This window comes from Methylobacterium sp. HMF5984, from assembly GCF_045033435.1.
GTDB lineage: Bacteria > Pseudomonadota > Alphaproteobacteria > Rhizobiales > Beijerinckiaceae > Methylobacterium.
On sequence record NZ_JBJFLN010000001.1, the window covers coordinates 2,542,764 to 2,567,454 of the forward strand.

The 24,691-nt window shown below is 72.0% G+C and carries 24 protein-coding genes; 10 read left to right on the plus strand and 14 right to left on the minus strand.

The genetic code is table 11. The features are described 5' to 3' along the window. Positions 1–64: 64 nt before the first annotated feature. The 8 genes from ACFZ8E_RS12300 to ACFZ8E_RS12335 all read right to left on the minus strand — a co-directional run bounded on the left by ACFZ8E_RS12300 (position 65) and on the right by ACFZ8E_RS12335 (position 7,656). Entirely contained in the window at positions 65–190 is a 126-nt protein-coding gene (locus ACFZ8E_RS12300) for a hypothetical protein (protein ID WP_405042868.1), read from the minus strand. Further along, positions 187–2,103 carry an ATP-binding protein gene (locus tag ACFZ8E_RS12305; RefSeq protein WP_405042869.1) on the minus strand — a complete coding sequence of 639 codons (1,917 nt, stop codon included), beginning with the start codon at positions 2,101–2,103 and terminating at the stop codon, positions 187–189. The genes ACFZ8E_RS12300 and ACFZ8E_RS12305 overlap by 4 nt, the downstream gene beginning before the upstream one ends. Beyond that, entirely contained in the window at positions 2,100–3,095 is a 996-nt protein-coding gene (locus tag ACFZ8E_RS12310) for an ATP-binding protein (protein WP_405042870.1), read from the minus strand. Before ACFZ8E_RS12310 ends, ACFZ8E_RS12305 begins: the two co-directional genes overlap by 4 nt. A 2-nt stretch (positions 3,096–3,097) precedes the next feature. Then, positions 3,098–3,517: an anti-sigma regulatory factor gene (locus ACFZ8E_RS12315; RefSeq protein WP_147725693.1), complete on the minus strand. Its 420-nt coding sequence runs from the start codon at positions 3,515–3,517 to the stop codon at positions 3,098–3,100. After that, on the minus strand, positions 3,498–3,899 hold the full coding sequence (locus ACFZ8E_RS12320; RefSeq protein ID WP_147725694.1) for an STAS domain-containing protein: 402 nt from the start codon (positions 3,897–3,899) through the stop codon (positions 3,498–3,500). The genes ACFZ8E_RS12315 and ACFZ8E_RS12320 overlap by 20 nt, the downstream gene beginning before the upstream one ends. A gap of 4 nt (positions 3,900–3,903) precedes the next feature. After that, a complete protein-coding gene (locus tag ACFZ8E_RS12325; protein WP_243938966.1) occupies positions 3,904–4,782 on the minus strand; it encodes an STAS domain-containing protein in 879 nt (292 codons plus the stop codon). A 435-nt stretch (positions 4,783–5,217) separates the two neighbouring features. Further along, positions 5,218–5,397, minus strand: coding sequence for a hypothetical protein (locus ACFZ8E_RS12330; RefSeq protein WP_405042871.1), 180 nt, complete (start codon positions 5,395–5,397; stop codon positions 5,218–5,220). A 273-nt stretch (positions 5,398–5,670) separates the two neighbouring features. Next, positions 5,671–7,656 carry a malonate decarboxylase subunit alpha gene (locus tag ACFZ8E_RS12335; protein ID WP_243938968.1) on the minus strand — a complete coding sequence of 662 codons (1,986 nt, stop codon included), beginning with the start codon at positions 7,654–7,656 and terminating at the stop codon, positions 5,671–5,673. Positions 7,657–7,938: 282 nt separating this feature from the next. On the opposite strand from ACFZ8E_RS12335, the gene rsgA reads away from it, so the two are divergent. From rsgA to ACFZ8E_RS12350, 3 genes are all read left to right on the plus strand, one after another. After that, positions 7,939–8,970 (plus strand): ribosome small subunit-dependent GTPase A, encoded by a 1,032-nt coding sequence (rsgA, locus tag ACFZ8E_RS12340; RefSeq protein WP_405042872.1) that lies wholly within the window; start codon positions 7,939–7,941, stop codon positions 8,968–8,970. A gap of 137 nt (positions 8,971–9,107) precedes the next feature. Next, complete coding sequence (locus ACFZ8E_RS12345; RefSeq protein WP_147858715.1) at positions 9,108–10,745, plus strand: inorganic phosphate transporter; 1,638 nt, start codon at positions 9,108–9,110, stop codon at positions 10,743–10,745. Positions 10,746–10,997: 252 nt separating this feature from the next. Next, entirely contained in the window at positions 10,998–12,185 is a 1,188-nt protein-coding gene (locus tag ACFZ8E_RS12350) for an MFS transporter (protein WP_243950371.1), read from the plus strand. A gap of 80 nt (positions 12,186–12,265) precedes the next feature. On the opposite strand, the gene ACFZ8E_RS12355 is transcribed toward ACFZ8E_RS12350, so the two are convergent. From ACFZ8E_RS12355 to ACFZ8E_RS12365, 3 genes are all read right to left on the minus strand, one after another. Beyond that, positions 12,266–14,407, minus strand: a complete 2,142-nt coding sequence (locus ACFZ8E_RS12355) for a helicase-related protein (protein ID WP_405042873.1) — start codon at positions 14,405–14,407, stop codon at positions 12,266–12,268. 50 nt (positions 14,408–14,457) lie between these two features. Beyond that, positions 14,458–14,826: a thiol-disulfide oxidoreductase DCC family protein gene (locus ACFZ8E_RS12360; RefSeq protein WP_147843464.1), complete on the minus strand. Its 369-nt coding sequence runs from the start codon at positions 14,824–14,826 to the stop codon at positions 14,458–14,460. 270 nt (positions 14,827–15,096) lie between these two features. Next, on the minus strand, positions 15,097–15,564 hold the full coding sequence (locus tag ACFZ8E_RS12365) for a hypothetical protein (protein ID WP_147730069.1): 468 nt from the start codon (positions 15,562–15,564) through the stop codon (positions 15,097–15,099). A gap of 141 nt (positions 15,565–15,705) precedes the next feature. On the opposite strand from ACFZ8E_RS12365, the gene ACFZ8E_RS12370 reads away from it, so the two are divergent. After that, a complete protein-coding gene (locus ACFZ8E_RS12370; RefSeq protein WP_147843465.1) occupies positions 15,706–15,978 on the plus strand; it encodes a DUF6894 family protein in 273 nt (90 codons plus the stop codon). A gap of 21 nt (positions 15,979–15,999) precedes the next feature. Here ACFZ8E_RS12370 and ACFZ8E_RS12375 read toward each other — a convergent pair whose 3' ends face one another. After that, positions 16,000–16,455, minus strand: a complete 456-nt coding sequence (locus ACFZ8E_RS12375) for a GNAT family N-acetyltransferase (protein WP_243950377.1) — start codon at positions 16,453–16,455, stop codon at positions 16,000–16,002. A 226-nt stretch (positions 16,456–16,681) separates the two neighbouring features. Between ACFZ8E_RS12375 and ACFZ8E_RS12380 the strand changes: the two genes are divergently transcribed. Beyond that, complete coding sequence (locus ACFZ8E_RS12380) at positions 16,682–18,007, plus strand: MFS transporter (protein ID WP_147729290.1); 1,326 nt, start codon at positions 16,682–16,684, stop codon at positions 18,005–18,007. A gap of 108 nt (positions 18,008–18,115) precedes the next feature. On the opposite strand, the gene ACFZ8E_RS12385 is transcribed toward ACFZ8E_RS12380, so the two are convergent. Further along, positions 18,116–18,328: a hypothetical protein gene (locus ACFZ8E_RS12385; protein ID WP_147729291.1), complete on the minus strand. Its 213-nt coding sequence runs from the start codon at positions 18,326–18,328 to the stop codon at positions 18,116–18,118. Continuing rightward, positions 18,325–18,561 carry a hypothetical protein gene (locus ACFZ8E_RS12390; protein ID WP_147729292.1) on the minus strand — a complete coding sequence of 79 codons (237 nt, stop codon included), beginning with the start codon at positions 18,559–18,561 and terminating at the stop codon, positions 18,325–18,327. Before ACFZ8E_RS12390 ends, ACFZ8E_RS12385 begins: the two co-directional genes overlap by 4 nt. A gap of 297 nt (positions 18,562–18,858) precedes the next feature. On the opposite strand from ACFZ8E_RS12390, the gene ACFZ8E_RS12395 reads away from it, so the two are divergent. From ACFZ8E_RS12395 to ACFZ8E_RS12415, 5 genes are all read left to right on the plus strand, one after another. Beyond that, complete coding sequence (locus tag ACFZ8E_RS12395) at positions 18,859–19,749, plus strand: LysR substrate-binding domain-containing protein (RefSeq protein WP_405042874.1); 891 nt, start codon at positions 18,859–18,861, stop codon at positions 19,747–19,749. Positions 19,750–19,871: 122 nt separating this feature from the next. Further along, positions 19,872–21,233: a glucarate dehydratase gene (gene gudD / locus ACFZ8E_RS12400; RefSeq protein ID WP_243950380.1), complete on the plus strand. Its 1,362-nt coding sequence runs from the start codon at positions 19,872–19,874 to the stop codon at positions 21,231–21,233. A 212-nt stretch (positions 21,234–21,445) separates the two neighbouring features. Further along, the gene (locus ACFZ8E_RS12405) at positions 21,446–22,210 is read left to right on the plus strand and encodes an HpcH/HpaI aldolase/citrate lyase family protein (protein ID WP_405042875.1); all 765 of its coding nucleotides are present in this window, start codon (positions 21,446–21,448) and stop codon (positions 22,208–22,210) included. Between the two features lie 63 nt (positions 22,211–22,273). Further along, on the plus strand, positions 22,274–23,158 hold the full coding sequence (locus ACFZ8E_RS12410; RefSeq protein ID WP_147843654.1) for a 2-hydroxy-3-oxopropionate reductase: 885 nt from the start codon (positions 22,274–22,276) through the stop codon (positions 23,156–23,158). Positions 23,159–23,305: 147 nt separating this feature from the next. Next, positions 23,306–24,685: an MFS transporter gene (locus ACFZ8E_RS12415; protein ID WP_243985431.1), complete on the plus strand. Its 1,380-nt coding sequence runs from the start codon at positions 23,306–23,308 to the stop codon at positions 24,683–24,685. Positions 24,686–24,691: the final 6 nt, after the last annotated feature.

Sequence of the window (24,691 nt, forward strand, 5' to 3'; positions counted from 1 at the left end):
GAGACGCGTCCGGCCGACGGCCGGACGACGCTCCCACGGACCTCGGTGTCCGCCGTATCGGATGTCAGGACAGCCCGTTCGCGCCGAGAGCCCGGCGCATGTCGAGCTTGTCGCGGATCCCGTACTCCGCGAGGGCGGCGAGCCGGTCGCGCTCGGACAGCGCGGCGGGCGCCGCCGGATCCTGCGTCATCGGCCGTGCTCCGGGGGTTCGGGGGCCGGGGATGCGGTGCCGATGATCCGGCGCAGGACCCGGCCGACCTGCGCGGCCGAGTAGGGCTTGTGCAGCAGCTCGAAGCCGTGGCTGTCCTCGCGGGCGAGCACGTGGCTGTAGCCCGAGGCCAGCACCACCGGCAGGGCCGGGATGCGGAGGCGCAACGCCTTGGCGAGCTCGATGCCGCCCATGCCGGGCATGACGACGTCGGAGAAGACGGCCCGGAAGCCGGCCCCGTCCGTCCCGAGGCGCGCGAGCGCCTCCTCCGCGTTGACCACCCATTCGGGCGCGTAACCGAGGTCCTCGAGGATCTGCGAGCAGAAGGCGCCGACCTCGAGGTTGTCCTCCACGAGCAGGATGCGCTGGCCCAGCCCCGCCGGCGACAGGGCGGCGTCGGGGTCGGCGACGGCGGCCTCGACCGCCTCCGACGAGACCTCGGGCAGGTAGAGGGTGAAGGTCGTGCCCCGGCCGATCTCGCTCGTCACGTCGACGTCGCCGCCGGACTGCTTGGCGAAGCCGAACACCTGGGAGAGCCCGAGCCCCGTGCCGCGCCCGATGTCCTTGGTGGTGAAGAACGGCTCGAAGATGCGCCCGAGCACGTCGAGGGGAATGCCCGAGCCGGTGTCGGCGAGCGAGACCGCGGCGAACGGCCCGCGCGAGCCGGCATGGCCCCGGATCGTCGGCATGGCCTGCCCGGCCGCCACCCGCATCGTCAGCGTCCCGCTGCCGTCCATCGCGTCGCGGGCGTTGACGGCGATGTTCACCAGGGCCGTCTCGAACTGGTTGAGGTCGGCGCGCACCAGGGCCGGCCTGTCCGACGCCTCGACCCGGACGCGGATGCGCGCGCCGGTGATGGTGTCGAGCATCTCGGCCACGCCGTTCAGGCACGCGCCGACCTCGAACACCTCCGGCTTGAGGGATTGCCGGCGCGCGAAGGCCAGGAGCTGCCCGGTGAGCTTGGCGGCGCGGTCGACCGTGTCGGAGACGGCGTCCATGTAGCGCTTGCGCCGGTCCTCCGGCAGGTCCGGCCGGCGCAGGAAGTCGACGGACGAGCGGATGATGGTCAGCAGGTTGTTGAAGTCGTGCGCCACGCCGCCGGTCAGCTGGCCGACCGCCTCGAGCTTCTGCGATTGCCGGAGGTCCTGCTCCATCCGCTCGCGCTCGGCCGCCTCGGCGAGGAGCCGGGCGTTCGCCGCGGCGAGCTCGGCGGTGCGGGCCGCCACCTGGCTCTCGAGGAGGGCCCCCGCCTCGCGGAGGAGGGCGGCCTGCGCCTCCAGCTCCGCGTGGAGCGCCACCACGCCCCGGTTGGTGTCGGACAGCTCCCGGTTCAGGCGCTGGGCTTCCTCCTCGCGTTCGGCGAGCTCGGCGAGGCTGCGCAGGAGCTCGCGGTTCTGCTCGCGCATGGCGGTCGCCGGCTCGTCCGTCCGGGCCCGGGCGACGTCGTCGGCCAGGGTGGTCAGCCGGCGCCCAGAGAAGGTCTCGGAGCCGAACGGCAGCCGCATCCCGAACGTCACCACCGTGCCGTGATCGACGACGGATTCGATCTCGAAGCGGTTCATCAGCCGGCGCGACCCGGTGATGCCGATGCCGAGCCCGGTGGTCGAGCGGTAGCGCCCCTCCAGGATGGCATCGAGATGCGGGATGCCGGGCCCCGCGTCGCGGACGCGGATCAGCAGGATCTGGCCGCCCTCCACCGCGTCGAGGCCGTACTCGACCCGGCCGCCGCCGGCGTAGCCGTAGGCGTTGCGCGCGATCTCGGACAGGGCCGTGGCGATCCGGGTCTGGTCCTGGACGCCGAAGCCGAGGCGCTCGGCCAGCCCGCGCACCCGCTGGCGCACCGCGATGATGTCGTCCTCGTGCTCGACCAGGCTGGAGAGCAGCGGCCACCTCATGCCGGATCCCCCCGCACGACCAGCACGGTGGCGTCGTCGCGGGCGCGGGCGAAGTCGCGCAGGATGACCCCGGCCACGAGGGTCGGGTGGGCGCCGGCGAGGCCCGGATGGGCGTCGAGGGACCAGCCCGTCGCGATGCCGTCGGAGCAGAGCACGAACACGTCCCGCGCCTGCATCGGGTACTCGAACTCCTGGATCCGCCGGGCCGCGTGGCCGGCCGTCCCGGCCAGGCTGACCGTCCGCTTCATCGCCGTGCCGGAGACCACCGCCCCGGCGACGTTGCCGATGCCGGCCAGCGCGAGGGTGGCACGATCCCGGGCGTAGCGCGCGACGGAGATCGCGCCGCCCCGGGTGTGGGAGAGGCCCGCGTGGATCGCGGCGAGGATCGCCGCGGGCGGCTCGTCGCGATGGCGCCGGAACAGCTTGAGGGCCTCCTCGGACGCCTTGGCGGCCTCCGGCCCGTGGCCGAGGCCGTCCGACACGATGGCGGTCCAGCCGTCGTCGCGCTCGCGCACGGCGTAGGCGTCGCCGTTGGCGGTCTCGCCCTTCAGCGGCACCGTCACCGCGCCGAAGCCGGGCACGCCGTCCGGGGTGCGCGTCCTGTCGATCGACAGGCGCGCCAGCACCGCGGTGCCGAGGCCGGGCCGGGAGACGATGTCGAAGGCGTCGGAGAGGCGACGCACCGCGCCGAGCCCCTCGCCGGCGCTGCCGCCGGTGGAATGGCCGTCGCGCAGGGCGAGGCCGAGATCCTGGCAACCGTTGCCCTTGTCGAGGGCGAGGATCTCGACCCCCGAGCCGGTCCCGTCCTCGTAGGTGCCCACCAGGACCTCGCCCGGCACGCCGTACTTGACGACGTTGGTGGCGAGCTCGGTGACGACCAGGGCCACGCGTCCGGCCGCGGTCTCGTCGAAGCCGATGCCCTGCGCCACGGCGACGGCGCGCCGCCGCGCCTCGGCCACCTGGCTCGCTTCCGTCACGGTGATCCGGTGCATGCTCACTTCCACCGCGCGATCGTCACGCGGGTGCCGGCTCCGGGGGTCGACGCGATGTGGAACTCGTTCGAGAGCCGCTTGGCGCCGCCCAGACCGAGGCCGAGCCCGCCGCCGGAAGTGTAGTGGTCGGTCATCGCCTGATCGATGTCGGCGATGCCGGGGCCCTGATCCTCGAAGGTCAGGCGCAGGCCCCTGCGCGTCCCGGCCTGGACGATCTCCGCGTGGACGTGGCCGCCCCCGCCGTAGTCGAGGGTGTTGCGCGCGAGCTCGCTCGCGGCGGTGACGATCTTGGTCTGGTCGACGAGCCCGAGGCCGATCTCGACGGCGAGCGCGCGGACCCGCTGGCGCACCCGCACGACGTCGTCGCCCGAGCGGATCGCGAGGGTCTCGGCCTTCGGGGGCTCAGCCTTCGTGGCCTTCACGGTCGCCCCCGCAGCCGTCCTCCTCCTCGGCGAGTCGCGCCTGGATCAGCGCCATGCCGCGCTCGACGTTGAGGGCGGTCTTGATGCCGGTCAGCTCCAGGCCGAGCTCGACCAGGGTGATGGCGACCGCCGGCCGCATGCCGGCCACGACCGTCTCCGCGTCGAGGACGCGCGAGACGGCGGCGATGCTCACCAGCATGCGCCCGATGAAGGAATCGACGATCTCCAGCGCCGAGATCTCGAGCAGGACGCCGCGTGCGCCGGTGCGCGCGATCATCGCGGTGAGGTCCTCCTCCAGCGCGAGGGCGAGGCGGTCGTGCATGTCGACCTGGATGGTGACGATGAGGGCGCCACCCAGCTTGAGGATCGGGATGCGGTCCATGGCGTCAGCCGCGTCCCTCGATGGAGGCCTGCTGGCGCACCACCTTGCGGCCGGTCCGCCTCAGGGCGACGGCGAAGGCGTCGGCCAGGGTCGCCTTCGAGACGACGTTCAGCTCGACGCCGAGATGGACCATGGTCTGGGCGATCTGGGGCCGGATGCCGGAGACGATGCAGTCGGCGCCCATCAGCCGCGCCGCCGCGACGGTCTTCAGCAGGTGCTGCGCCACCAGGGTGTCGACGGTCGGCACGCCGGTGATGTCGATGATGGCGATCTCGGCCTCCTCGTCGACGATCGCCTGGAGCAGGTTCTCCATCACGACGCCTGTCCGGGCGCTGTCGAGGGTGCCGATGAGCGGCAGCGCGAGGATGCCGTCCCAGAGCCGGACCACCGGGGTCGAGAGCTCGGCGATCTCCTGCCCCTGGCGCCCGATCACCTCCTCGCGGCTGGCCAGGAACACCTCCATGGTGTGCAGGCCGAGCCGATCGAGCACCCTGCTCGCGGCCCGGGTCCCCGCCGCCAGCGTCGCCGCGTCCGTCGCGTGGGCCTTCTCGAGGGCCTCGAAGACCGGCGGCTTGAGAGAATACACGAAGTTAGCCGTGTCGGTCGGCGTGAAGCCCTGGATCGCCCGCGAGCGCGAGATGTCGGCGAGGGTGTCGCGGAGCTGGGCGAAGCCCTCCGCGTCGGCGTCGAGCCCGCCCGCGGCGAAAGCGTCCCGAAGCTGGCGATAGACCGCCCTGGCCTGGGTCTGGAGCTCGGCCTCGCGGATGCGGCCGCTCTGAAGGGATGTCCCCTCCCGAAGGGACACGGTCCAGGCATCGAGGATGGCGGCCTCGTCGTCCGCGAGCGTCCGCTTCAGGACCTCGGCGCCATCGATACGCGTCATGTCTTCCCCCTGTCGTGATCCAGCATCTACCTGGGTCGTGACCGTTTCGATAGGCTGCATCGCCGCCAAGTCCGGTCTCTCTCGGGGCAATGCTTGCATTCGGATCAGTGAAAAGAAAGATTTCCCACGCCCGGAACCATCATCGGCCCGGACCGTCCTCGCGCGCCGCGAGACGGATGCGGCGAGGCGCCGCCCGGATTTGAGGTGCTGCGTGACTTTGAAGAGCTTGGCCAAGCTCTTGGCCAAGCGCTTGGCAGAGCCGGAGAAATCGCGTCGGCGACGACGTCCGGCCGGCGTGGAGGAGACGGCTCTCATGGTCGGGCGCCAGCGTCCGGGCGGACGGCGGCTTGCCCTCGGAACCCGGTGACGCCTCGGACGAAGCGGAGACCGACGGCGCGCTGCGCAACCCGCCGGTCGAGGGCGGCCTCAGACCCGTCAGGGCGTCGGATCGGCCGCCGCGACGGCGTGGTCGAGCTTCCGCAACAGCGTGCAGAGCTGCTCGGAGGGCGGCGGCGTCGGCAGGGCCTCGTACATCGCGCGCAACGTGCGGCCGAGATGCCGCTCGGTCGCGTTCACGGGCGAGGCGTAGAACCAACGACTCTCGAAGAAGGGCACGGTCGTCTCGCTTTCGGCGTCGGGCAGGGCTGCGTCCCGGCGACCCTGCCCGATCGACGGATTCGATCCGGCGTCGCGGCAGCCCCCGACATCAGACTTAGCCAAGCGTGCTCGTCGCCCGGAGTTCCCGTCACGGGTTCGATGACAGGCATGCGTCCGATCGATGCTTGCGCCATCTTGATGAGCCGAGCCTTCAGGCTCGACCCGACTTGGCAGAGACGCGCAGGATCCGGGCGCCGACGCTCGCGTCCCGGCGTCCGGCCGGACCTCCGATCACTCGGCCGCGCGGAGCGGGCGCTCGCCGACATCGGCCTGCGCGGCCTCGCGCTCGGCGGCTTCGAGGAAGGCGTGCGCCTCCGAGCGGCGCTCGAAGACGTGCGGGGCGAGGCCGCGGCGGCTCAGGGCCTCCTGCATCTTCAGGCGCAGGAAGGCGCTCGTCGCGTAGCGCGTCGTCGTGAGGTAGTGGTACTTCGACAGGTACTCGATCATCTCGGCGTAGTCGTCGTAGAGGTTCTCGCCGATGCGGAACCCGTCGTGGTTGACCACCGAGTTCACCCGCTGCCCGGCCTTCAGGCAGGCGGTCTCGAGCACCTGACGCAGCGCGTCGATGTCGCCCTTCGAGCGGACCTGCCAGCCTTCGAGGTTGACGAACAGCAGGTTGCGCGCCGGGTCGTAGCTCACCCGGTCGGGCAGGTTGAGGTTCAGGAGGTCGGCGAGCAACTCCATCGGCTCGTCGCGGAAGATGCGCGGGTCCATCGGGATCGGGTTCTCGATCACCGGCGTGAAGTCCATGTGGGCGAGGATGTCGCGGCCGATGTCGATGCCCGGCGCCACCTCGATCAGCTCCAGCCCGGCCTGGGTCAGGTTGAAGACGCAGCGTTCCGTCACGTAGAGCACCGGCTGCCGCCGCTCCTGCGCGAACGGCCCGCTGAAGGTGTTCTGCTCGACGGATCCGACGAACTTGCGCGAGCGGCCCTCCTGCACGATCCGCAGGCGTCCCTCGTCGATCTCGGTGACGAGGCCGCCGGAGGTGAAGGTGCCGGCGAACACCACCTTGCGCGCGTTCTGCGAGATGTTGATGAAGCCGCCGCAGCCGTTGAGCCGCCCGCCGAAGCGGCTGGTGTTGACGTTGCCGGCGCCGTCGCACTCGGCCATGCCGAGGCAGGTCATGTCGAGGCCGCCGCCGTCGTAGAAGTCGAACATCTGGTTCTGGTCGATGATCGAGTCGGCGTTGGTGGCCGCGCCGAAGCTCGAGCCCGAGGCGAGCACGCCGCCCACGGCGCCGGCTTCCGTCGTCAGGGTGATGTAGGGGGTGACCTTCTCCTCGTTGGCGATCGAGGAGATGCCTTCGGGCGCGCCGACGCCGAGGTTGACCACGCCGTTCGGCGGCAGCTCGAACGCGGCGCGGCGGGCGATGATCTTGCGCGCGTCAAGCGTCATCCGCTTCAGGCCGGTGACCGGCACGCGGATCTCGCCGGCGAGCGCCGCGTCGTGCTGCACGCCGTAGTTCATGCGGTGCTGCTCGGGCGGCGCCACCACGACGCAATCGACCAGGATGCCCGGCACGCGCACGTCCTTGGGCTTGATCGAGCCCTGCTCGACGATGCGCTCGACCTGCGCGATGACGATGCCGCCGTTGTTGCGGGCGGCCATCGCCTGGGCGAGGTTGTCCAGCGTCAGCGCCTCCTTGGAGACGCAGAGGTTGCCCGACGGGTCGGCGCTGGTGGCGCGGATGAAGGCGACGTCGATCTTGGTGGCCCGGTAGAACAGCCACTCCTCGCCCTCGACCTCCACGACCTTGACGATCTCGTCGGTCGTCAGGGTGTTCACGCGGCCGCCGCCGTGGCGCGGGTCGACGTAGGTGTGGAGGCCGACCTTCGAGAACAGGCCGGGCTGGCCGGCGGCGCAGGCCCGGTAGAGCTGCGAGATCACCCCTTGCGGCAGGTTGTAGCCGCGGATGCGGTTGTCCTGCGCAGCCTGCGCCACCTTGGGCATCCGCCCGAAGTTCGCCGCGATCACCCGCCCGAGCAGGCCCTCGTGGTGGAGGCGCCCGGTGCCGAGGCCTTTGCTGTCGCCGGCGCCGGCGGTCATGATCAGGGTGAGGTTGCCGGGCGCGCCGGTCTCGACGAAGCGCTTCTCCAGGGCCGCGTGCAGCGCCTCGGGGATGCAGCTCTGCACGAAGCCCGTCGTCGTGACGACGTCGTCGGTGCGGATGAGGGCGATCGCCTCGTCGGCGCTGACGATCTTGTTCTTCTTCACGCGACTCTCCCTGCCGACGACCGTTCCGGTCTTGCGGCCACTGCCTTGCGGCACCTGTTGGCTCAGGCTCTATTCTTGACGGACCGCGACGGCATGGCTGCACGGGACCGCTCGGGGGGAGGTTAGGGCAAGCCAAGGCTGCCCTGCAAACGAACATTATTTGTCGCGACGTTGAAATTAACTCGTTCTTCCACGCGCAGAATATTGAATTCAGATCCTGCGCCTTCGGCATCCCGCGGCGCTTCCGCACGCGCGCGGCTCACTGGTCAGCCGGCCGGCGCCGTGTCATGGGCTGAAGCCGTGACCGATGATCCCCACGCCCTCCGCGCCGCAGAAGCGGCCAGCCTCGGCTGGTCCGGCTTCTTCGAGGACCAGTGCGAGGCCGCCGATGCCGGCTTCGCGCCGATGCGGATCGCCCTGGTCCACCGCTCCCGGCTGACGGCGCTGTCGGCGGCCGGCCCCGTCGAGCTGATCCTGCCGGTCCACGCCAGCACCGGCGACGTCACCGTCGGCGACTGGGTCCTGGCCGATCCGCGGACGCTGACCCTGCACCGCCGATTGTCGCGGAGGACCGTGCTGCAGAGGCGCACCGAGGGCGGCAAGGTCCCGCAGGCCGCGGCCGCCAACGTCGACACCCTGTTCGTCGTCACCTCGTGCAACGCCGACTTCAACCCGGCCCGCCTGGAGCGCTACCTCGCCCTGGCCAACCAGGGCGGCACCGACCCGGTGATCCTGCTGACCAAGGCCGACCTGACCGACGACGTCGAGGCCTACCGCCGGCAGGCCGCCGCCCTCCAGCGCGGGCTGTCGGTGGTCGGCGTCAACCCGCGCCGCCCGGACGCCGCGGCGGCGCTGGCGCCCTGGTGCGGGCCCGGGCAGACCGTCGCGCTGGTCGGCTCGTCCGGCGTCGGCAAGTCGACGCTCGTCAACACCCTGGCCGGGCCCGGCCAGGACGCGCCGCAGGAGACCGGCGCGATCCGGGAGCACGACGCCAAGGGGCGCCACACCACGACGGGCCGCTCGCTGCACGCGATGGCGGGGGGCGGCTGGGTGATCGACACGCCGGGGATGCGCACGCTCCACGTCAGCGACGCCGCGGAGGGGATCGACACGCTGTTCGCCGAGATCACCGAGCGCGCGCCCGACTGCCGGTTCCGCGACTGCACCCACGCGCACGAGCCGGGCTGCGCGGTGCAGGCCGCCATCGCCGACGGAACCCTCGACCCCGACCGCCTGGACCGCTGGCGCAAGCTCGTCGCGGAGAATCGCGACAAGACCCCGGCCACGGCGCCGCGGCGCCCGCGCAGGCACTGAGCGCTCGATCGGTATTCGCCGCCTCGTGACCGTGTCGTCGGGCGCGGATCGACTGTCCTTTCGCGCGCCGTCACCGGACCGTCACGCACGCGACCTATCCGAAGGCGTTCGAAGTCCGATCGCCGTCGAGATCCGTCATGTCCGATTCTGCCCGCCTGACACCGCACCTGTCGGGCGCCGAACCGAGGCGCCGCCCGGGTCCGACGCTCGATCGTGGCCTGCATCCGGGCGGGATCGTCGCCTTCCTGCTGATCCTGGTGGCGGGCCTGGTCTACGCCGGCGTCAGCCTGATCACCGACATGAACGCGGTCGGCCAGACGCCGCTGGCGATCGGCGCCTTCGTGCTCCTCGGCCTCGCCCTGCTGATCGCGCTGGCCTTTGAGTTCGTGAACGGCTTCCACGACACCGCCAACGCGGTGGCGACCGTGATCTACACCCACTCGATGCCGCCGCTCGTGGCGGTGATCTGGTCCGGCGCCTTCAACTTCCTCGGCGTGATGCTGTCCTCGGGCGCGGTGGCCTACGCCATCGTCACGCTGCTGCCGGTGGAGCTGATCCTGCAGGTCGGGTCGGGCGCCGGCTACGCGATGATCTTCGCGCTGCTCATCGCCGCGATCGTCTGGAACCTCGGCACCTGGGCCTTCGGCCTGCCGAACTCCTCGTCGCACGCGCTGATCGGCTCGGTGATCGGCGTCGGGCTGGCCAACCAGCTGATGGCGCCGGAAGGCTCCGCGACCTCGGGCGTCGACTGGGCCCAGGCGCTCGGCGTGTTCAAGGCGCTGCTGTTCAGCCCGCTCATCGGCTTCGTCGCGGCGGCCCTCCTGCTGCTGGCGCTCAAGCTCACCGTGCGGCGCAAGGACCTCTACGAGGCGCCCGAGGGCGACACGCCGCCCCCGCTCTGGATCCGTTCGCTGCTGATCCTGACCTGCACGCTGGTCTCGTTCTTCCACGGCGGCAACGACGGCCAGAAGGGCATGGGCTTGATCATGCTGATCCTGATCGGCGCGGCGCCCACCGCCTACGCCCTGAACCGCACCATGGCCGACGACACGACGCCGGCCTTCATCCAGACCTCGCAGAGCGCCAGCGCGGTGTTCGCGAGCCACGCCGGGACGACGGCCCAGCCCGACGCGGCGGCCGCCCGCAAGCAGGTCTCGGACGCGCTCAAGACCAAGGACCTGAACCAGCCGGCGGTCTACGGCGCGCTCGCGGCCCTCTCCACCGACATCGCCGCCAACGTGCGGAACTACGGCGCGATCAAGCAGGTGCCGGCGGCGCAGACCTCGAACCTGCGCAACGACATGTACCTCGCCGCCGACGCGATCCGGCTGCTGCCGAAGAACGGCGCCAGCTTCTCGGAGGCCGAGGCCGGCACGCTGAAGGCCTATACCGGCCTGCTCAACGACGGCACGCGCTACATCCCGACCTGGGTGAAGGTCTGCGTCGCGCTGGCGCTGGGCCTGGGCACCATGGTCGGCTGGAAGCGGATCGTGGTCACGGTCGGCGAGAGGATCGGCAAGACCCACCTGACCTACGCGCAGGGCGCCTCGGCCGAGCTCGTCGCCGCCGGCACGATCGGGCTGGCCGAGGTCTACGGCCTGCCCGTCTCGACCACCCACATCCTGTCCTCGGGCGTCGCCGGCACCATGGCGGCCAACGGCTCCGGGCTGCAGATGTCGACGGTGCGCAACATGGCGCTGGCCTGGGTGCTGACCCTGCCGGCGGCGATCACCCTGGCGGGCGTCCTGTTCTTTATCCTCCGCCACGTCTTCTGAGGCCAACGCCTTTCAAAGCCTGCGCATGTCCCGCTCGTCGCCCCGGGATCGCCCGCGGCGATCACCCGGACGCGTCTGACCGGATCGTGCGCCCGGCCGGGCGAGGGCGCGCGCGGTCGGGTTTCAGGGGCGGCGCCTTGCATGCCGACGGCCGGCTCCACGGCCTCGGCGGGGCTGCAAACCCGGTCGATGTCGGCTAGGCCGGGACCGATCCGGCCTCCTCGGCCGGGCGTTCGCGAGCCGCGGCCCAGCATGCCTCCCACCTCCTCGATCGCTCGCCTGATCCTGGTGCTCGCGGCCGCGGGCTTCTCCAGCACCTTCGCGTGGCGCTCGGTCGAGCCGCTGGTCGGCGTGCTGGCGCGCGACCTGCGCAGCGACGCCCACACCGTGGCGCTGCTCTCGACCGCTTTCGCGCTGCCCTACGCGCTGATCCAGCCGATCCTCGGGCCGGTGGGCGACGCGGTCGGCAAGGAGCGGGTCATCACCGCGTGCCTCGCGGTGCTGGTGGCGGCGCTGGTCGGCTGCGCCTTCGCCGAAGACCTGCGCCTGCTCTTCGGCCTGCGGATGGTGGCGGGCGCCGCGGCCGGCGGGGTGATCCCGCTGGCGCTCGCCCTGATGGGCGACCGGGTGCCGATGGAGCGCCGCCAGGTGGCGATCGGCCGCTTCCTCGTCGCGGTGATCCTCGGCCAGCTCTCGGGCTCAACCTTCGCCGGGCTGATCGAGGGGCAGGTCGGCTGGCACGGCGTGTTCGCGATCAACGCCGCGGTCGCCGTGCTCGGCTGCGCCGCGACCCTGCTCGGGTTCGACCGGAGCGGCCGCCTTCCGGCGCGACGGCCGGAATTCGGGCTGGCGCTGACGCGCTATCGCACGATCGTGGCCAATCCGCGCGCGCGGGTGCTGTTCGCGGCGGTGTTCGTCGAGGCGATCGCGGTGTTCGGCATCTTCCCGCACCTCGCGCCGCTGATCGAGGCGCGCGGCGAGGGCGGCCCGCGCGAGGCCGGGCTGGCGCTCGCCGGCTTCGCCGTCGGCGGGCTGATCTACTCCGCCCTCGTCGGCCTGCTGGTCCGGTTCCTCGGGATGCAGCGGATGCTGGTCGGCGGCGGCCTCGTCTGCGCCGGTGCCCTGACCATGATCGGCCTCGCGGGGCGCTGGCAGCTCGACGCGGCCGCCCTCGTCGCGATGGGGCTCGGCTTCTACATGCTGCACAACACGTTTCAGGTGCAGGTGACCGAGGTCGCCCCGACCGCCCGCGCCTCGGCGGTGGCGCTCCACGCCTTCTCGTTCTTCTGCGGGCAGGCGCTCGGCGTCGCCGTGCTCGGCGTCGCGCTCCAGGGCATCGGCCAGCTCGCGGCGCTCGCCGCCTGCGCCGTCACGATCCTCGCCGTCGGGATCGCGACCGCCGTGCTGCTGGCAAGGCCGGCGGGGCGGGGCGCAGAGTAGGTCTCTTCGCGAATCCGCTCGGTTTCGACGCCCACGCGCGCCTTCCCTCCCCCTCTGCGGGGGAGGGAAAGAGCGCCACGTCACGCCGGCACGCGCGGCCGCGCCCGTGCCGCCACGGTGCGCGAGGCCGTCTCGCGCAGGGCCTGCTCGATGGCGGCGTTGGCGCGGCCGCGCAGCAGCCTGGTCGCCTCCGCCTCGTCGAACGTGTCGGGGAAGCGCCGGGCCAGCCAGAGGTAGGCTGCGGCGAGCTTGACCGTGCGTTCGAGGTACTCGAGCTCGCCGCCGACGTTGGCCCGCAGAGCCGGGACGGCGGCGCCGGCCGCGCGGGCCTGGACCCAGCGGTCGAGCACCGCGGTCGAGGCCGGGTCGCGCCGGTCGATCGGGCAGACCGCGAAGGCGAAGGCCTCGCGGATCGGCAGGTGCGCCGTGTCGACCGCGCGCGCCGCCTCCAGCGCCTCCTCCATCGCGGAGGGCTGGAACGGGGACCCCTCGTAGAACGTCGCGCGGGAAAAATGCGTCAGCACCTCGGCGAGCGAGTCGGTGCCGAGTTCGGCCGCCGCCGCCTCGATCGCGATCAGGTCCGGCCGGACGTAGAACCGGGTGTCGGCGGCGGGCGCCGTCGGCGCGCCGGCCAGCGCATCGCGGATCGGGCCGAGGCTCACGTCGTCGGTGGCCGAGACGTGGCCCTCGTCCTGATGGCCGAAGCGCCCGGCCCGGCCGGCGATCTGGCGGATCTCGGGATTGGTGAGCGGGCGGGTCGCCGTGCCGTCCCACTTGGTGACCGCCGAGAAGATCACCCGCTTGAGCGGTCCGAGGTTCAGGCCCATGCCGATCGCGTCGGTGGTGACCAGCACCTCGGCCTCGGCGTTGCGGAACCGTGCCGCTTCCGCCCGGCGCACCTCCGGCGAGAGCGCGCCGTAGATGGTGGCGACGCTGCGCCCGGCCGCCACCAGCGCCTCGCGGTTCTCGTGCACGGCCCGCCGCGAGAAGGCGACGACGGCATCCCCCGGCTTCACGGATTCGAGGGGCACGGGCTCGTCGAGCGCCACCAGCGGGGTCTTGCGCACGAAGGTCACGACGTCGAGCGATTCGCCCGCGGCCTCCGCCGCGCGGCGGACATGCGAGAGCGCGTCGTCCGAGCCGCAGACGATCACGGTCTTCGCCGGGATCCCGAACAGCGCGTTGGTCCAGGCCCAGCCGCGATCGGGGTCGGACAGCATCTGGATCTCGTCGATCACCGCGACCTCGACCGGGCGGCGCAGGTCCGCGGTCTCGATGGTGCGCGCGGTGTGGCTCGGGTCCGGCTCCCCCAGAATCTCCTCGCCGGTGACCATGCCGGCGCGCAGGCCCCGCTCGAGCAGGGCCTCGTAGTTCTCCAGCGCGAGCAGGCGCAAGGGCGCGAGGTAGGTCCCGGTTGGCGCCTTCGCCAGCACCTCCAGCGCCGCGTAGGTCTTGCCGGAATTGGTCGGGCCCATGTGGAAGACGATGCGCCGGTTCAGCCGGCGGGCGGGCACGAACTTGTCGATGTAGGAGCCGAACCCGACCCGGTCGCGCAGGCGGCGACGGCCGGATTCCTCGCGCGCCACCGCCTTCGCCCGCGTCCGCACCGTCTTCAGGGTGTCGAGGATCGCGTGGGCGAGGTTCGGCGCGGGCGTGAAGACGCGAGCGCGCAGCGACCGGTCGAGATGGGCGATGTAGGTCGGCGCGTCCGCCCCGATCTCGCGGAGGTCGTCCCGGATCTGGTCGCGCAGGCGCGCGACCGTGCGGTGGAGCGTGCGCGCCGAGGCCGCCGACGTCTCGGCCAGCGCCCGGCGCAGGTCGTCGAGGCGCCAGGCCGGATCGTTGCCGAGCGCCATCTCCTCCAGGATCTCGGCCGCCGCCTCGCCCGGCGGCCCGTCGAGGCGCAGGTCGAGGCGGCCGTCGTCGAGGAGCGGCAGGCTCACCCGGAGCCGCCAGGCGAGGGCGCCGTCCCGCCCCGGCTCGGCCCGGAGCGCCGGCAGGGCGAGCTTCAGCGCCGCGACGCCGGTCTGCGAGAAGGCCTGGCGCGCCGTCCCGTCGCGGAGCGCCGCGGCGACGGCGGAATCCTCGACGAAGCCGTCCTGCTCGGGCAGGCCCATCCGGACGCGCAGGGCCTCGCGGTCGATCGCGGCCGCCGCGATCCCGAGCCGGTGCAGGGCGTCGGCCAGGATATCGGTCGTCAGGTGGATGCGCTTGCGAGCCATGCCCTACCTTCTCGGCCGCGACGCGCCGGATCAAGCACGCCGGCAGGTTCTCAACGGTTGCGGACGAGCCAGCGGGCGATGCGGGGGCGGAGCGGCAGGAACGCGCGATAGGCGATCTCGGCGAGCGGCAGCACGACCGGGAGCCGCGCGATCCGCGCGAGCCAACGCCAGCGCGGCAGCGCACTCCACAGCCGGGCGAAGCCCGCCGCCCCCGACCGGAGCCGGCCGTCGGCGTCGCGGACATGGAAGCGGGCGCGGGCCGCCGCACGGTCGAGGTCCGGCCCGAGGGGAGCGCCGTCCGGCGCCACGTCGACGAAGGCGATGCGCTCGGCCCCGCGGCAGCGGCGATAATGCCCGATCTCCGCCCGGCAGAGCGGGCAGGCTCCGTCGTAGTAGACGGTCAGCGTCTCGTCGGGCACGGGATGGTCCTCTTGGCGACCCCCGGGAGATAGGGGGGCAGGGCCCACGCGGCAGCGCGGCCGGACGCCGCTGGGCCGGTCGCACGCCCGGGCCGCAAAGCCCTCGCGCCTCATTAGCGACCGGCGTCGCAGATCCCTCCAAGGGGCCGGGTCGAAGCGGGAGTCCCTTCCCCCAGAGGGAGCCGCGCGGCGCTGGCCACGCCCCATTCGAAGACGTTCGACGCCGTGCGATCCGAACCCCCATCGGCAAGCTCAGCCGCAGCCTCCGCCCTATCGGCGGTCGTAGGGATCGTAGGGCGCGAGCGCATCGCCGAGCGCCTTGGCGGCCGGATCACGCCGGAGATCGAGCTCCCGGTCGAGGGCGCGCACGAAGCGCTCGCGGCCGGCTTCCAGCTCGCGGCCGAGGCCGCCGAAGGCCTCGGCGACCTCGACATGGGGCGGCCCGTCGGTGACGAGGTAGTCGATCCCGCAATCCGGCTCGGCCGGGCGCCCGGCAGGGCGGAGCCAGTAGCAGATGCGGACGCGGGTGAACGGCTCGCCCGCGCGCCGCTCGACCCGGGCGGGCGCCAGTCGAAAGCTGTCTGGCCGGGCCCGCTCGGCATAGGCGAGGCTCTGGCCGACGGTGACGAAGCCCTGCGTGCGGTGCCCGCGCACCAGCGCCATCGCCCGCGCGTCGGAGAGGTCCGCCGGCTGCGCCTGGGCGCCCGCGAGCGAGGCGAGGCCGAGGGCCGCTGTCATAAAAGCCCGCCGCGCCGCCCGCAGCGACGGCCTCGCGGGCCGGCCGGCCTCGTCCGGCGTTGCAGCGCGGCTGGGCTTCACCATGTCTTGCTCCGATCCCGCTTCGCGTGCGTGAAGCCCGATGCTGCAGGAGCCTGTACCGTGCCGCGCTACTTCTTCAACACACGGATCGGCGACGACTGGGTGACGGACCCGGACGGCGCCGACCTGCCCGATGCCGACGCCGCCTGGGAGGCCGCCCGCGACACCATCCTGGCGGCGCTGCGCGCCGGCCAAGCGCGTGAGGCGCGGGACCAGGCCCGGCTGATGACGGCCGACCTCGTCGTCACCGATGCCGCGGGCGAGATCGTGCTGGAATTCCCCTTCGCCGAGGCGGTCGAGATCGACCCGGACCCCGGCGCGACGTTGCACTGACCGCGACACGCGGCATCGATCTCAGCGCTCGGCGCTTCGCTTGCGCAGGGGCCGCGTCAGGCGGGTGCCGGCCGCGACGAAGCCGGTGGCGGCGCAGAAGGCTTCGAGGTCCGGCCGGTCCGGCGGCAGCACCATCTCCAGCCCGTCGCATCCGGCGGTGCGCGCGGCCTGCGCCGCCGCCTTGAGCAGCAGGCGCCCGAGCCCGCGCCGGCGGTCGTCGGGCGCGACGAGGAGCGTCGTGATCTGCGCGATCGGCTCGGCGACGAGGGTGCGGTACCAGTGCAGCACGACGAGGCCGCCCGGCGGCCCCCACTCGACCGCGACGAGGGCCGCACCGTCGCGGCCGCGCAGGGCCTCGATCCGCTCGGCGAGGTCGCGGACCGCGATCGCCGGGCCGCCCGAGCCGATCAGCGCGGCGAGCCCCGGCGCGTCGGCGGCGCTGGCCGCCCGGATCTCCAGCCCGTACCGACCGCTCAAGCCCCACCCCCGCTCATCCCGACCATCGTCATCCCGTCGCTTTCCCGCCGCCGATCGATGCGCGCGCCGCATCGATCCATCCAGCCTTTGAGTTGGACGCCGCGCCGGGGACGCTCCTAACCTGAGATCGCAAGCGGCCGCCGGGGCCCCGTCGAGGGGCCTTCAGAGAACGGCCGCTGTCCGCCGCGGCACCGGCCGGGCGGTCCGCCTTCAGGGAGAAGGTCGTATGAGCGCGGGTCTCGCCATGACCGCGGTGAAGCGCAGCCGCGTGCGGCTCCTCATCGTGACGATGCTCTTCATCGCCACCACCATCAACTACGCCGACCGCGCGACGCTCTCCATCGCCGGCCCGTCGCTGGCCAAGGACCTGGGCCTCGATGCGGTGGCGATGGGCTACGTCTTCTCCGCCTTCGCCTGGTCCTACGTCCTGGCGCAGCTGCCCGGCGGCTGGCTGCTCGACCGCTACGGCGCGAAGTGGGTCTATGCCGGCGCGATCTTCCTGTGGTCGGCCTTCACGCTGATGCAGGGGGCGGTCGGCTTCTTCACCGGCTTCACCGCGGTGGCGGTGCTGTTCGGCCTGCGCCTGCTGGTGGGACTCGCCGAGGCGCCGGTGTTTCCGGCCAACGCCCGGATCACCGCGGCGTGGTTCCCCACCGCCGAGCGCGGCACCGCCTCGGCCTTCTTCAATGCCTCGCAGTACTTCGCCACCGTGCTGTTCACGCCGCTGATGGGCTTCGTCGTCCACCATTACGGCTGGCACCACGTCTTCACCCTGATGGGCGCGCTCGGCATCGCCTTCGCGCTGCTGTGGACCCAGGTGATCTACGGGCCGAAGGAGCACCCCGCGATCAACCAGGGGGAGCGCGACTACATCGAGGCGGGCGGCGCCCTCCTCGACATGGACGGCCGCGACGCGGGCGTGGCCCAGGTCGACGCCGGCCGCACGATCCGGCAGCTGCTCGCCAACCGCATGCTGCTCGGGATCTACGTCGGGCAGTACTGCATCACCACGCTGACGTACTTCTTCCTGACCTGGTTCCCGGTCTACCTCGTGAAGGAGCGCGGCCTGTCGATCCTGCAGGCGGGCTTCGCCGCGGTGCTGCCGGCGCTCTGCGGCTTCGTCGGCGGCATCCTGGGCGGCTGGATCTCGGATCGGCTGCTCAAGCGCGGCTGGTCGCTGACCGCATCGCGGAAGATCCCGATCGTCGGCGGGATGCTGCTGTCGATGGTCATCGTCGGCTGCAACTACGTCCAGACCGACGCGCTCGTGGTCGGGCTGATGGCGCTCGCCTTCTTCGGCAAGGGCGTCGGGGCGCTCGGCTGGGCGGTCGTCTCCGACACCTCGCCGCGCCAGGGCGGCGGCCTCTCGGGCGGGCTATTCAACACCTTCGGCAACACCGCCGGCATCACCACCCCGATCGCGATCGGCTACATCGTGCAGCAGACGGGGTCGTTCAACGGCGCGCTGGTGTTCGTCGGGCTGAACGCGCTCGTCGCCGTGTTCTGCTACCTCGTCGTCGTCGGCGAGATCCGGCGGGTGGAGCTGCGCTGAGCGGGCTCGCGCCGGCAAGGCGACGCTTCAAAGGCGACACGTCTCCGGCCCGGCTTCCAGACCGGTCGCAGGTTGCGCGGACCCGCAGAACACGTCCGCGCAACCGGCTCAAGCGGACCGCCGCCGCCACCCCTCGGGCACGGGATGGCGGGCATGCGCCTCGGCCAGCGCTTCGAGCCAGCCTGCGACGTCGGGTGGGATCGCGGCGTCGCCGGAGGCCCAACGGCGCACCAGGCGGTCATCGCAGGCCAGGGCCTGAGCGAAGCCCCGTTGCGACCAGCGCAGCCGGGCGAGCACGTCGCGGAGGCGGCTGGCGGTCACCCGCCCAACACCTTGATGAAGGCGGCGCCCGCGCCGAACAGCGCAGCACCCGCGGCCATGCCGGACAGGGCGATCTGCCAGGGTGCCAAGGCTCGCTCGCGCGTCAGCTTGTCGGCCTCGGCGCGCAGCTTAGCCTGTTCCTCAATGAATTTCTGGGTCTCGGCGTTCGACCGGAGGACGCGAGCGACCTGCTCGGCGATGTCGAGGCTGTTCGGAGCGGATGTGCCGGCCATCGGGGTCGTCCTGCAATTTAGCCGGGGAACTCCCGCGAACATGTCCGCAATATGAGGGACGATCGGACGAACGTCAACGACGGCGAAGTCGAACGTGCCCGTGACGACCCACCTCGCCGAAGCGACGCCACCCGATCGAGACCGTCTTCCGCAAGCCGAAGGCGTTCAAGCGCATCGCGAGGCAGGCCGACGAGACCGATCGAAGCTTTGCTGCCATCATCCGTCTCGCCGCGACCGGCATCGGGATGCGATCAATCCAGGCACGTCGCAACCCGGGTCGCCTTTCCAGGATCGCGCATGTTCGACTTCAGCCAGCTCCGGTGCTTCGCGGCCGTCGCCGAGGAGCTGCATTTCGGCCGGGCCGCCGCCCGGCTGAACATGACCCAGCCGCCGCTCTCGCGGCAGATCCAGGTCCTGGAGCGCATCCTCGACGTGCAGCTCCTCGACCGCACCAGCCGCTCGGTGCGCCTGACCGCGGCCGGGCGCAGCTTCCTGCCCGAGGCGCAGCGCATCCTGCGGCTCGCCGAGACCGCGACCCACGTCACCCGCCAGGTCGCGGCCGGAAGGGCCGGGGTGCTCAAGCTCGGGTTCACGGCGGCTTCGGCCTACGACTTCCTGCCCCGCCTCGTCATCGCCGCCCGGGCCGCGCTGCCGGACGTGACGCTCGCGCTGCGCGAGATGGTGACCAAGGATCAGGTCGAGGAACTGCTGGCCGGGCGCATCGACGCGGCGCTGGTGCGCCCGCCGGTCACCCATCCCGACCTCGCCTCCGTGCGGGCGCTGGCCGAGCCGATGGTGGTCGCCGTGCCCGCCGGCAATCGCCTGGCGGCGCACGCGGACCTGACGCTGGCGGACCTCGACGGCGAACCGTTCATCGCCTACGCGCCGAACGAGGCGCACTACTTCCACGACCTCGTCCGCGGCCTGTTCGCCGAGGCCGGCATCCAGCCGCGCATCCTGCAGCAGCTGACGCAGATCCACTCGATCCTGGCACTGGTGCGTGCCGGCCTCGGGGTCGCCCTGGTGCCGGCGGCGGCCGAGCGCCTGCGCTTCGAGGGCGTCGCGTTCCGCCCCCTCGACCTGCCCGCGCCGCGCCCGGCCGAGCTGCACCTCGCCTGGCGCCGCGACGGCGACGACCCGCTGATCGCGCGCCTGATCGCGATCCTGGCAGTGCTGCCGCCGGGATGATCGATGCCTGTCGCGCATCGATCGATCCAGCCTTTGGCTTGGACCCGCATCGGCATCCTTGCGAGAACGTGCGGCAGACGGCGCGCCAGACGCCGGTCCCGTCAACGCCCCGGGAGGCACGCATGCAGGCCGACGCCGTCGATGCCCCGTCGCGCGGATTTTCGCGCTCCCCCACCGTCACCGCGATGCGGGTCGTGCCGGTCGCCGGCCGCGACAGCATGCTGCTCAACCTCAGCGGCGCGCACGGCCCGTTCTTCACCCGCAACCTGGTGATCCTCGAGGATTCCACCGGCGCGACGGGCCTCGGCGAGGTGCCCGGCGGCGAGCGCATCCGCGGCGTGCTGGAGGAGGCCCGCGACCTGATCGTCGGGCGCCCGCTCGGCGCCTGGCAGGCGGTGCTCAACGCGATGCGCGCGCGCTTCGCCGACCGCGATTCCGGCGGGCGCGGCCTCCAGACCTTCGACCTGCGCGTCACCATCCACGCGGTGACGGCGGTGGAATCCGCCTTCCTCGACCTGCTCGGCCAGTTCCTCGACGTGCCGGTGGCGGCCCTGCTGGGCGAGGGCCAGCAGCGCGACGCCGTCGAGATGCTGGGCTACCTGTTCTACGTCGGCGACCGCCGCCGCACCGATCTGCCCTATCGCGAGCCGACCGCCCGCGACGGCTGGATGCGGCTGCGCGACGAGGAGGCCCTGACGCCCGACGCCGTCGCACGCCTGGCCGAGGCCGCGCATGCGGCCTACGGCTTCAACGACTTCAAGCTGAAGGGCGGCGTGCTCGCCGGCGAGGACGAGATCGCCGCCGTCACCGCGATCCACGAGCGCTTCCCGGAAGCCCGCGTCACCCTCGACCCGAACGGCGCGTGGTCGCTCGCCGAGGCGATCCGCCTGTGCAAGGGCCGCGGCGGCGTGCTCGCCTACGCCGAGGATCCGTGCGGGGCCGAGGACGGGTTCTCGGGCCGCGAGATCATGGCCGAGTTCCGCCGCGCCACGGGCCTGCCCACCGCCACCAACATGATCGCCACCGACTGGCGCCAGATGAACCACGCGATTCAGCTGGGCGCCGTCGACATCCCGCTGGCCGACCCGCATTTCTGGACGCTGGCCGGCTCGGTGCGGGTGGCGCAGCTCTGCCGCGACCACGGGCTGACCTGGGGCTCGCACTCGAACAACCACTTCGACGTGTCGCTGGCGATGTTCACTCACGTCGCGGCCGCCGCCCCGGGCAAGGTGACGGCGATCGACACGCACTGGATCTGGCAGGACGGCCAGCGCCTGACCAAAGAGCCGCTGGCGATCCGCGGCGGGCTCGTGCGGGTGCCGGATCGTCCGGGGCTGGGCATCGAGATTGACATGGCCGAGGTCGAGGCGGCGCACGCGCTCTATCTGGACCACGGCCTCGGCGCCCGCGACGACGCGGCGGCGATGCAGTTCCTCGTCCCGAACTGGACCTTCGACAACAAGCGCCCGTGCCTCGTGCGCTGAGGGCGACGGACGCTTCAGATCCCTCCCCCTCTGCGGGGGAGGGTGGCCCCTGCGTCGGCAGGGGTCGGGAGAGGGGAGCGCCGTATCCGGCACCGGCGCTCCCCTCTCCCGACCCGCTTCGCGGGCCACCCTCTCCCGCAGAGGGGAGAGGGAGGCGCGTGATCCGGACGACGCTCGACCTCTCAGATCGATTCCACGAAGGAGCACATCCGATGGACATCCTCTCCAACCGCTTCAAGGCGGCGCTCGGCCAGGGCCGGCAGCAGATCGGCCTGTGGTGCAGCCTCGCCAGCCCGATCTCCACCGAGGTCGTAGCCGGCTCCGGCTTCGACTGGCTGCTCCTCGACATGGAGCATTCGGCCAACGACCTGCGGGACGTCTACATTCAGGTCCAGGCGATGATGGAGAGCCCGGCCCACGCCATGGTGCGGGTGCCGAGCGACGAGGCGATCACCATCAAGCGCATCCTCGACACCGGGGTGCAGTCGCTGATGATCCCCAACATCGACGACGCCGACCAGGCCCGCCGCGCGGTGGCCGCGACCCGCTACGCCCCGCGCGGCGTGCGCGGATTCTCGCAGGCGCCGCGCGCCGCCCGCTTCGGCCGCATCCCCGACTACCACGCCCGCTGCGAGGCCGAGATCTTCGTGGCCGTGCAGATCGAGTCGCGGCGGGCGCTGGACAACCTCGACGAGATCGCCGGCGTGGAGGGCGTCGACGGCGTCTTCATCGGCCCCGGCGACCTCTCGACCAGCCTCGGCTACCTCGGCCAGCAGAATCATCCCGACGTGGTGGCGATCATCGCGGAGACGATCGCGCGCATCACGAAGGCCGGGAAGCATGCCGGCATCCTCACCGCCAACGAGGATCTGGCCCACCGCTACATCGCCGCCGGCACCCGCTTCACCGCGGTCGGCTCCGACATGGGCCTGCTCGCGCGGCAGTCCGAGGCGCTCGCCGCCCGCTTCAGGGGCTGAGCCAGGATCGACCCTCCCCCCTCCGCGGGGGAGGGCGGATGCGCCATTCCGGGAGACACCACCATGAACATCGGATTCATCGGCCTCGGCATCATGGGCGCGCCCATGGCCGGGCACCTGATCGCCGCCGGGCACAGCCTGTTCCTGAAGAGCCGCCGGGCGGTGCCCGAGGCCCTGGTCGCCGCCGGCGGCACGCCCTGCGCCACCGCCGCCGAGGTCGCCGAGCGCGCCGACGTCGTCATCCTGATGCTGCCGGACACCCCCGACGTCGAGACGGTGCTGTTCGGCGCGGACGGCGTCGCAGCGGGCCTGAGGCCCGGCACGACCGTGATCGACATGAGCTCGATCTCGCCGATCGCGACGAAGGACTTCGCCGCCCGCATCAGGGAGCGCGGCGGCGCCTATCTCGACGCGCCGGTCTCCGGCGGCGAGGTCGGGGCGAAGAACGCCGCCCTCTCGATCATGGTCGGCGGCGACGAGGCCGATTTCGGGCGCGCACAACCGCTGTTCGCGGCCATGGGGAAGACCGTGACCCATGTCGGCCCGGTCGGATCGGGCCAGGTGGCGAAGGTCGCCAACCAGATCATCGTCGCGCTCACCATCGAGGCGGTGGCCGAGGGCCTGCTGTTCGCCTCGAAGGCCGGCGCCGACCCGGCCAAGGTCCGCGAGGCCATCACCGGGGGCCTGGCCACCTCGCGCATCCTCGAGCTGCACGGCAAGCGCATGATCGACCGCACCTTCGATCCGGGCTTCCGCATCGGGCTGCACCAGAAGGACCTGAACCTGGCGCTGGAGGGCGCCCGCGCGCTCGGGCTCAGCCTGCCGGCCACAGCTCTGGCGCAGCAGCTGTTCTCGGCCTGCGTCGCCAACGGCGGGGCGGCCTGGGACCATTCGGCGATGGTCCGCGCGCTGGAGATCATGGCCGACCACGAGGTCGGCGCCGCCTGATCAAGGCTCGATCGATCGATGCCGCGATGGCATCGATCGATCCATCGTTTGGATTGGAAGGTATCGACCGGGCGGACTAATCTGGAAACCTCAAGGAAACCGACCGCGACGGGCACGCATCCGTCGGGCGATCCCGAGGAGGAAACCATGTCGCTGGCGATTCCGGTGCAGAGCGCGACGCGCATGCGCGTGCGCTACCTGATCCTCCTCGTGCTGTTCGCGGTCACGGTGCTGAACTACGCCGACCGCGCGATCATCTCGATCGCGGGCGTGCCGATCGCGCAGGAATTCGGCATCACGCCCGTGCAGATGGGCTACATCCTCTCCGCCTTCAGCTGGTCCTACGTCGCGGCCCAGCTGCCCGGCGGCTGGCTGCTCGACCGCTACGGCACCAAGTGGATCTATGCCGGCGGCGTGTTCTTCTGGTCGTTCTTCACCTTCGTCCAGGGCTGGGCCGGCTTCCTCGGCGCGGGCTCCGCGGTGGCGGTGTTCTTCCTGATGCGGATGCTGGTGGGCATCGCCGAGGCGCCGTCCTTCCCCGGCAACGCCCGCCTCGTCACCGCCTGGTTCCCGGCGGCCGAGCGCGGCAAGGCCTCGGCCGTGTTCAACGCGGCCCAATACTTCGCGCCGGTGCTGTTCGCGCCGCTCACCGCCTGGGTGACCCAGAGCTTCGGCTGGCGCTACGCGTTCTTCAGCATGGGCCTGATCGGCCTGGCGATGGTGCTGCTCTGGGTCTGGCTGATCCACGACCCCAAGGACCATCCGAGCGTCACCTCGGGCGAGCTCGACGAGATCGCCCGGGGCGGCGCGCTGGTGCAGGTCGGCGCCGCGCCGTCGGGCGCGACCACGTCGACAGCGCGCGACGCGAAGCCGGTGCGGGCGGGCGCCGCCCCCGCCGCCGGCACCTGGGGAACGATCAAGCAGCTCCTCGGCAACCGGATGCTGCTCGGCATCTACGTGGCGCAGCACTGCATCAACGTGATGACCTACTTCTTCCTGACGTGGTTTCCGATCTACCTCGTCAAGCAGCGCGGCATGTCCGTGCTCCAGGCCGGCTTCACCGCCTCGCTCCCGGCCTTGTGCGGCTTCGTCGGCGGCATCCTCGGCGGCGTGATCTCCGACGCGCTCCTGCGCCGGACCGGCTCGCTCAACATCGCCCGCAAGCTGCCGATCATCGCCGGCATGCTGCTGTCGATGGTGATCATCGCCTGCAACTACGTCGACTCGCATGCCCTGGTGATCGGCCTGATGGCGGCGGCCTTCTTCGGCAAGGGCCTCGGGGCGCTCGGCTGGGCGGTGGTGTCCGACACCTCGCCCAAGGAGGCGGCGGGCCTGAGCGGCGCGCTGTTCAACATGTTCGGCAACACCGCCGGCATCACCACGCCGATCATCATCGGCTATCTCGTCCAGTCCTCGGGCTCGTTCGACACGGCGTTGGTCTTCGTCGGGATCAACGCGCTCGTGGCGATGAGCGCCTATCTCTTCCTCGTCGGCGACATCCGGCGGGTGGAGCTGCGCCGCGCCTGATCGACC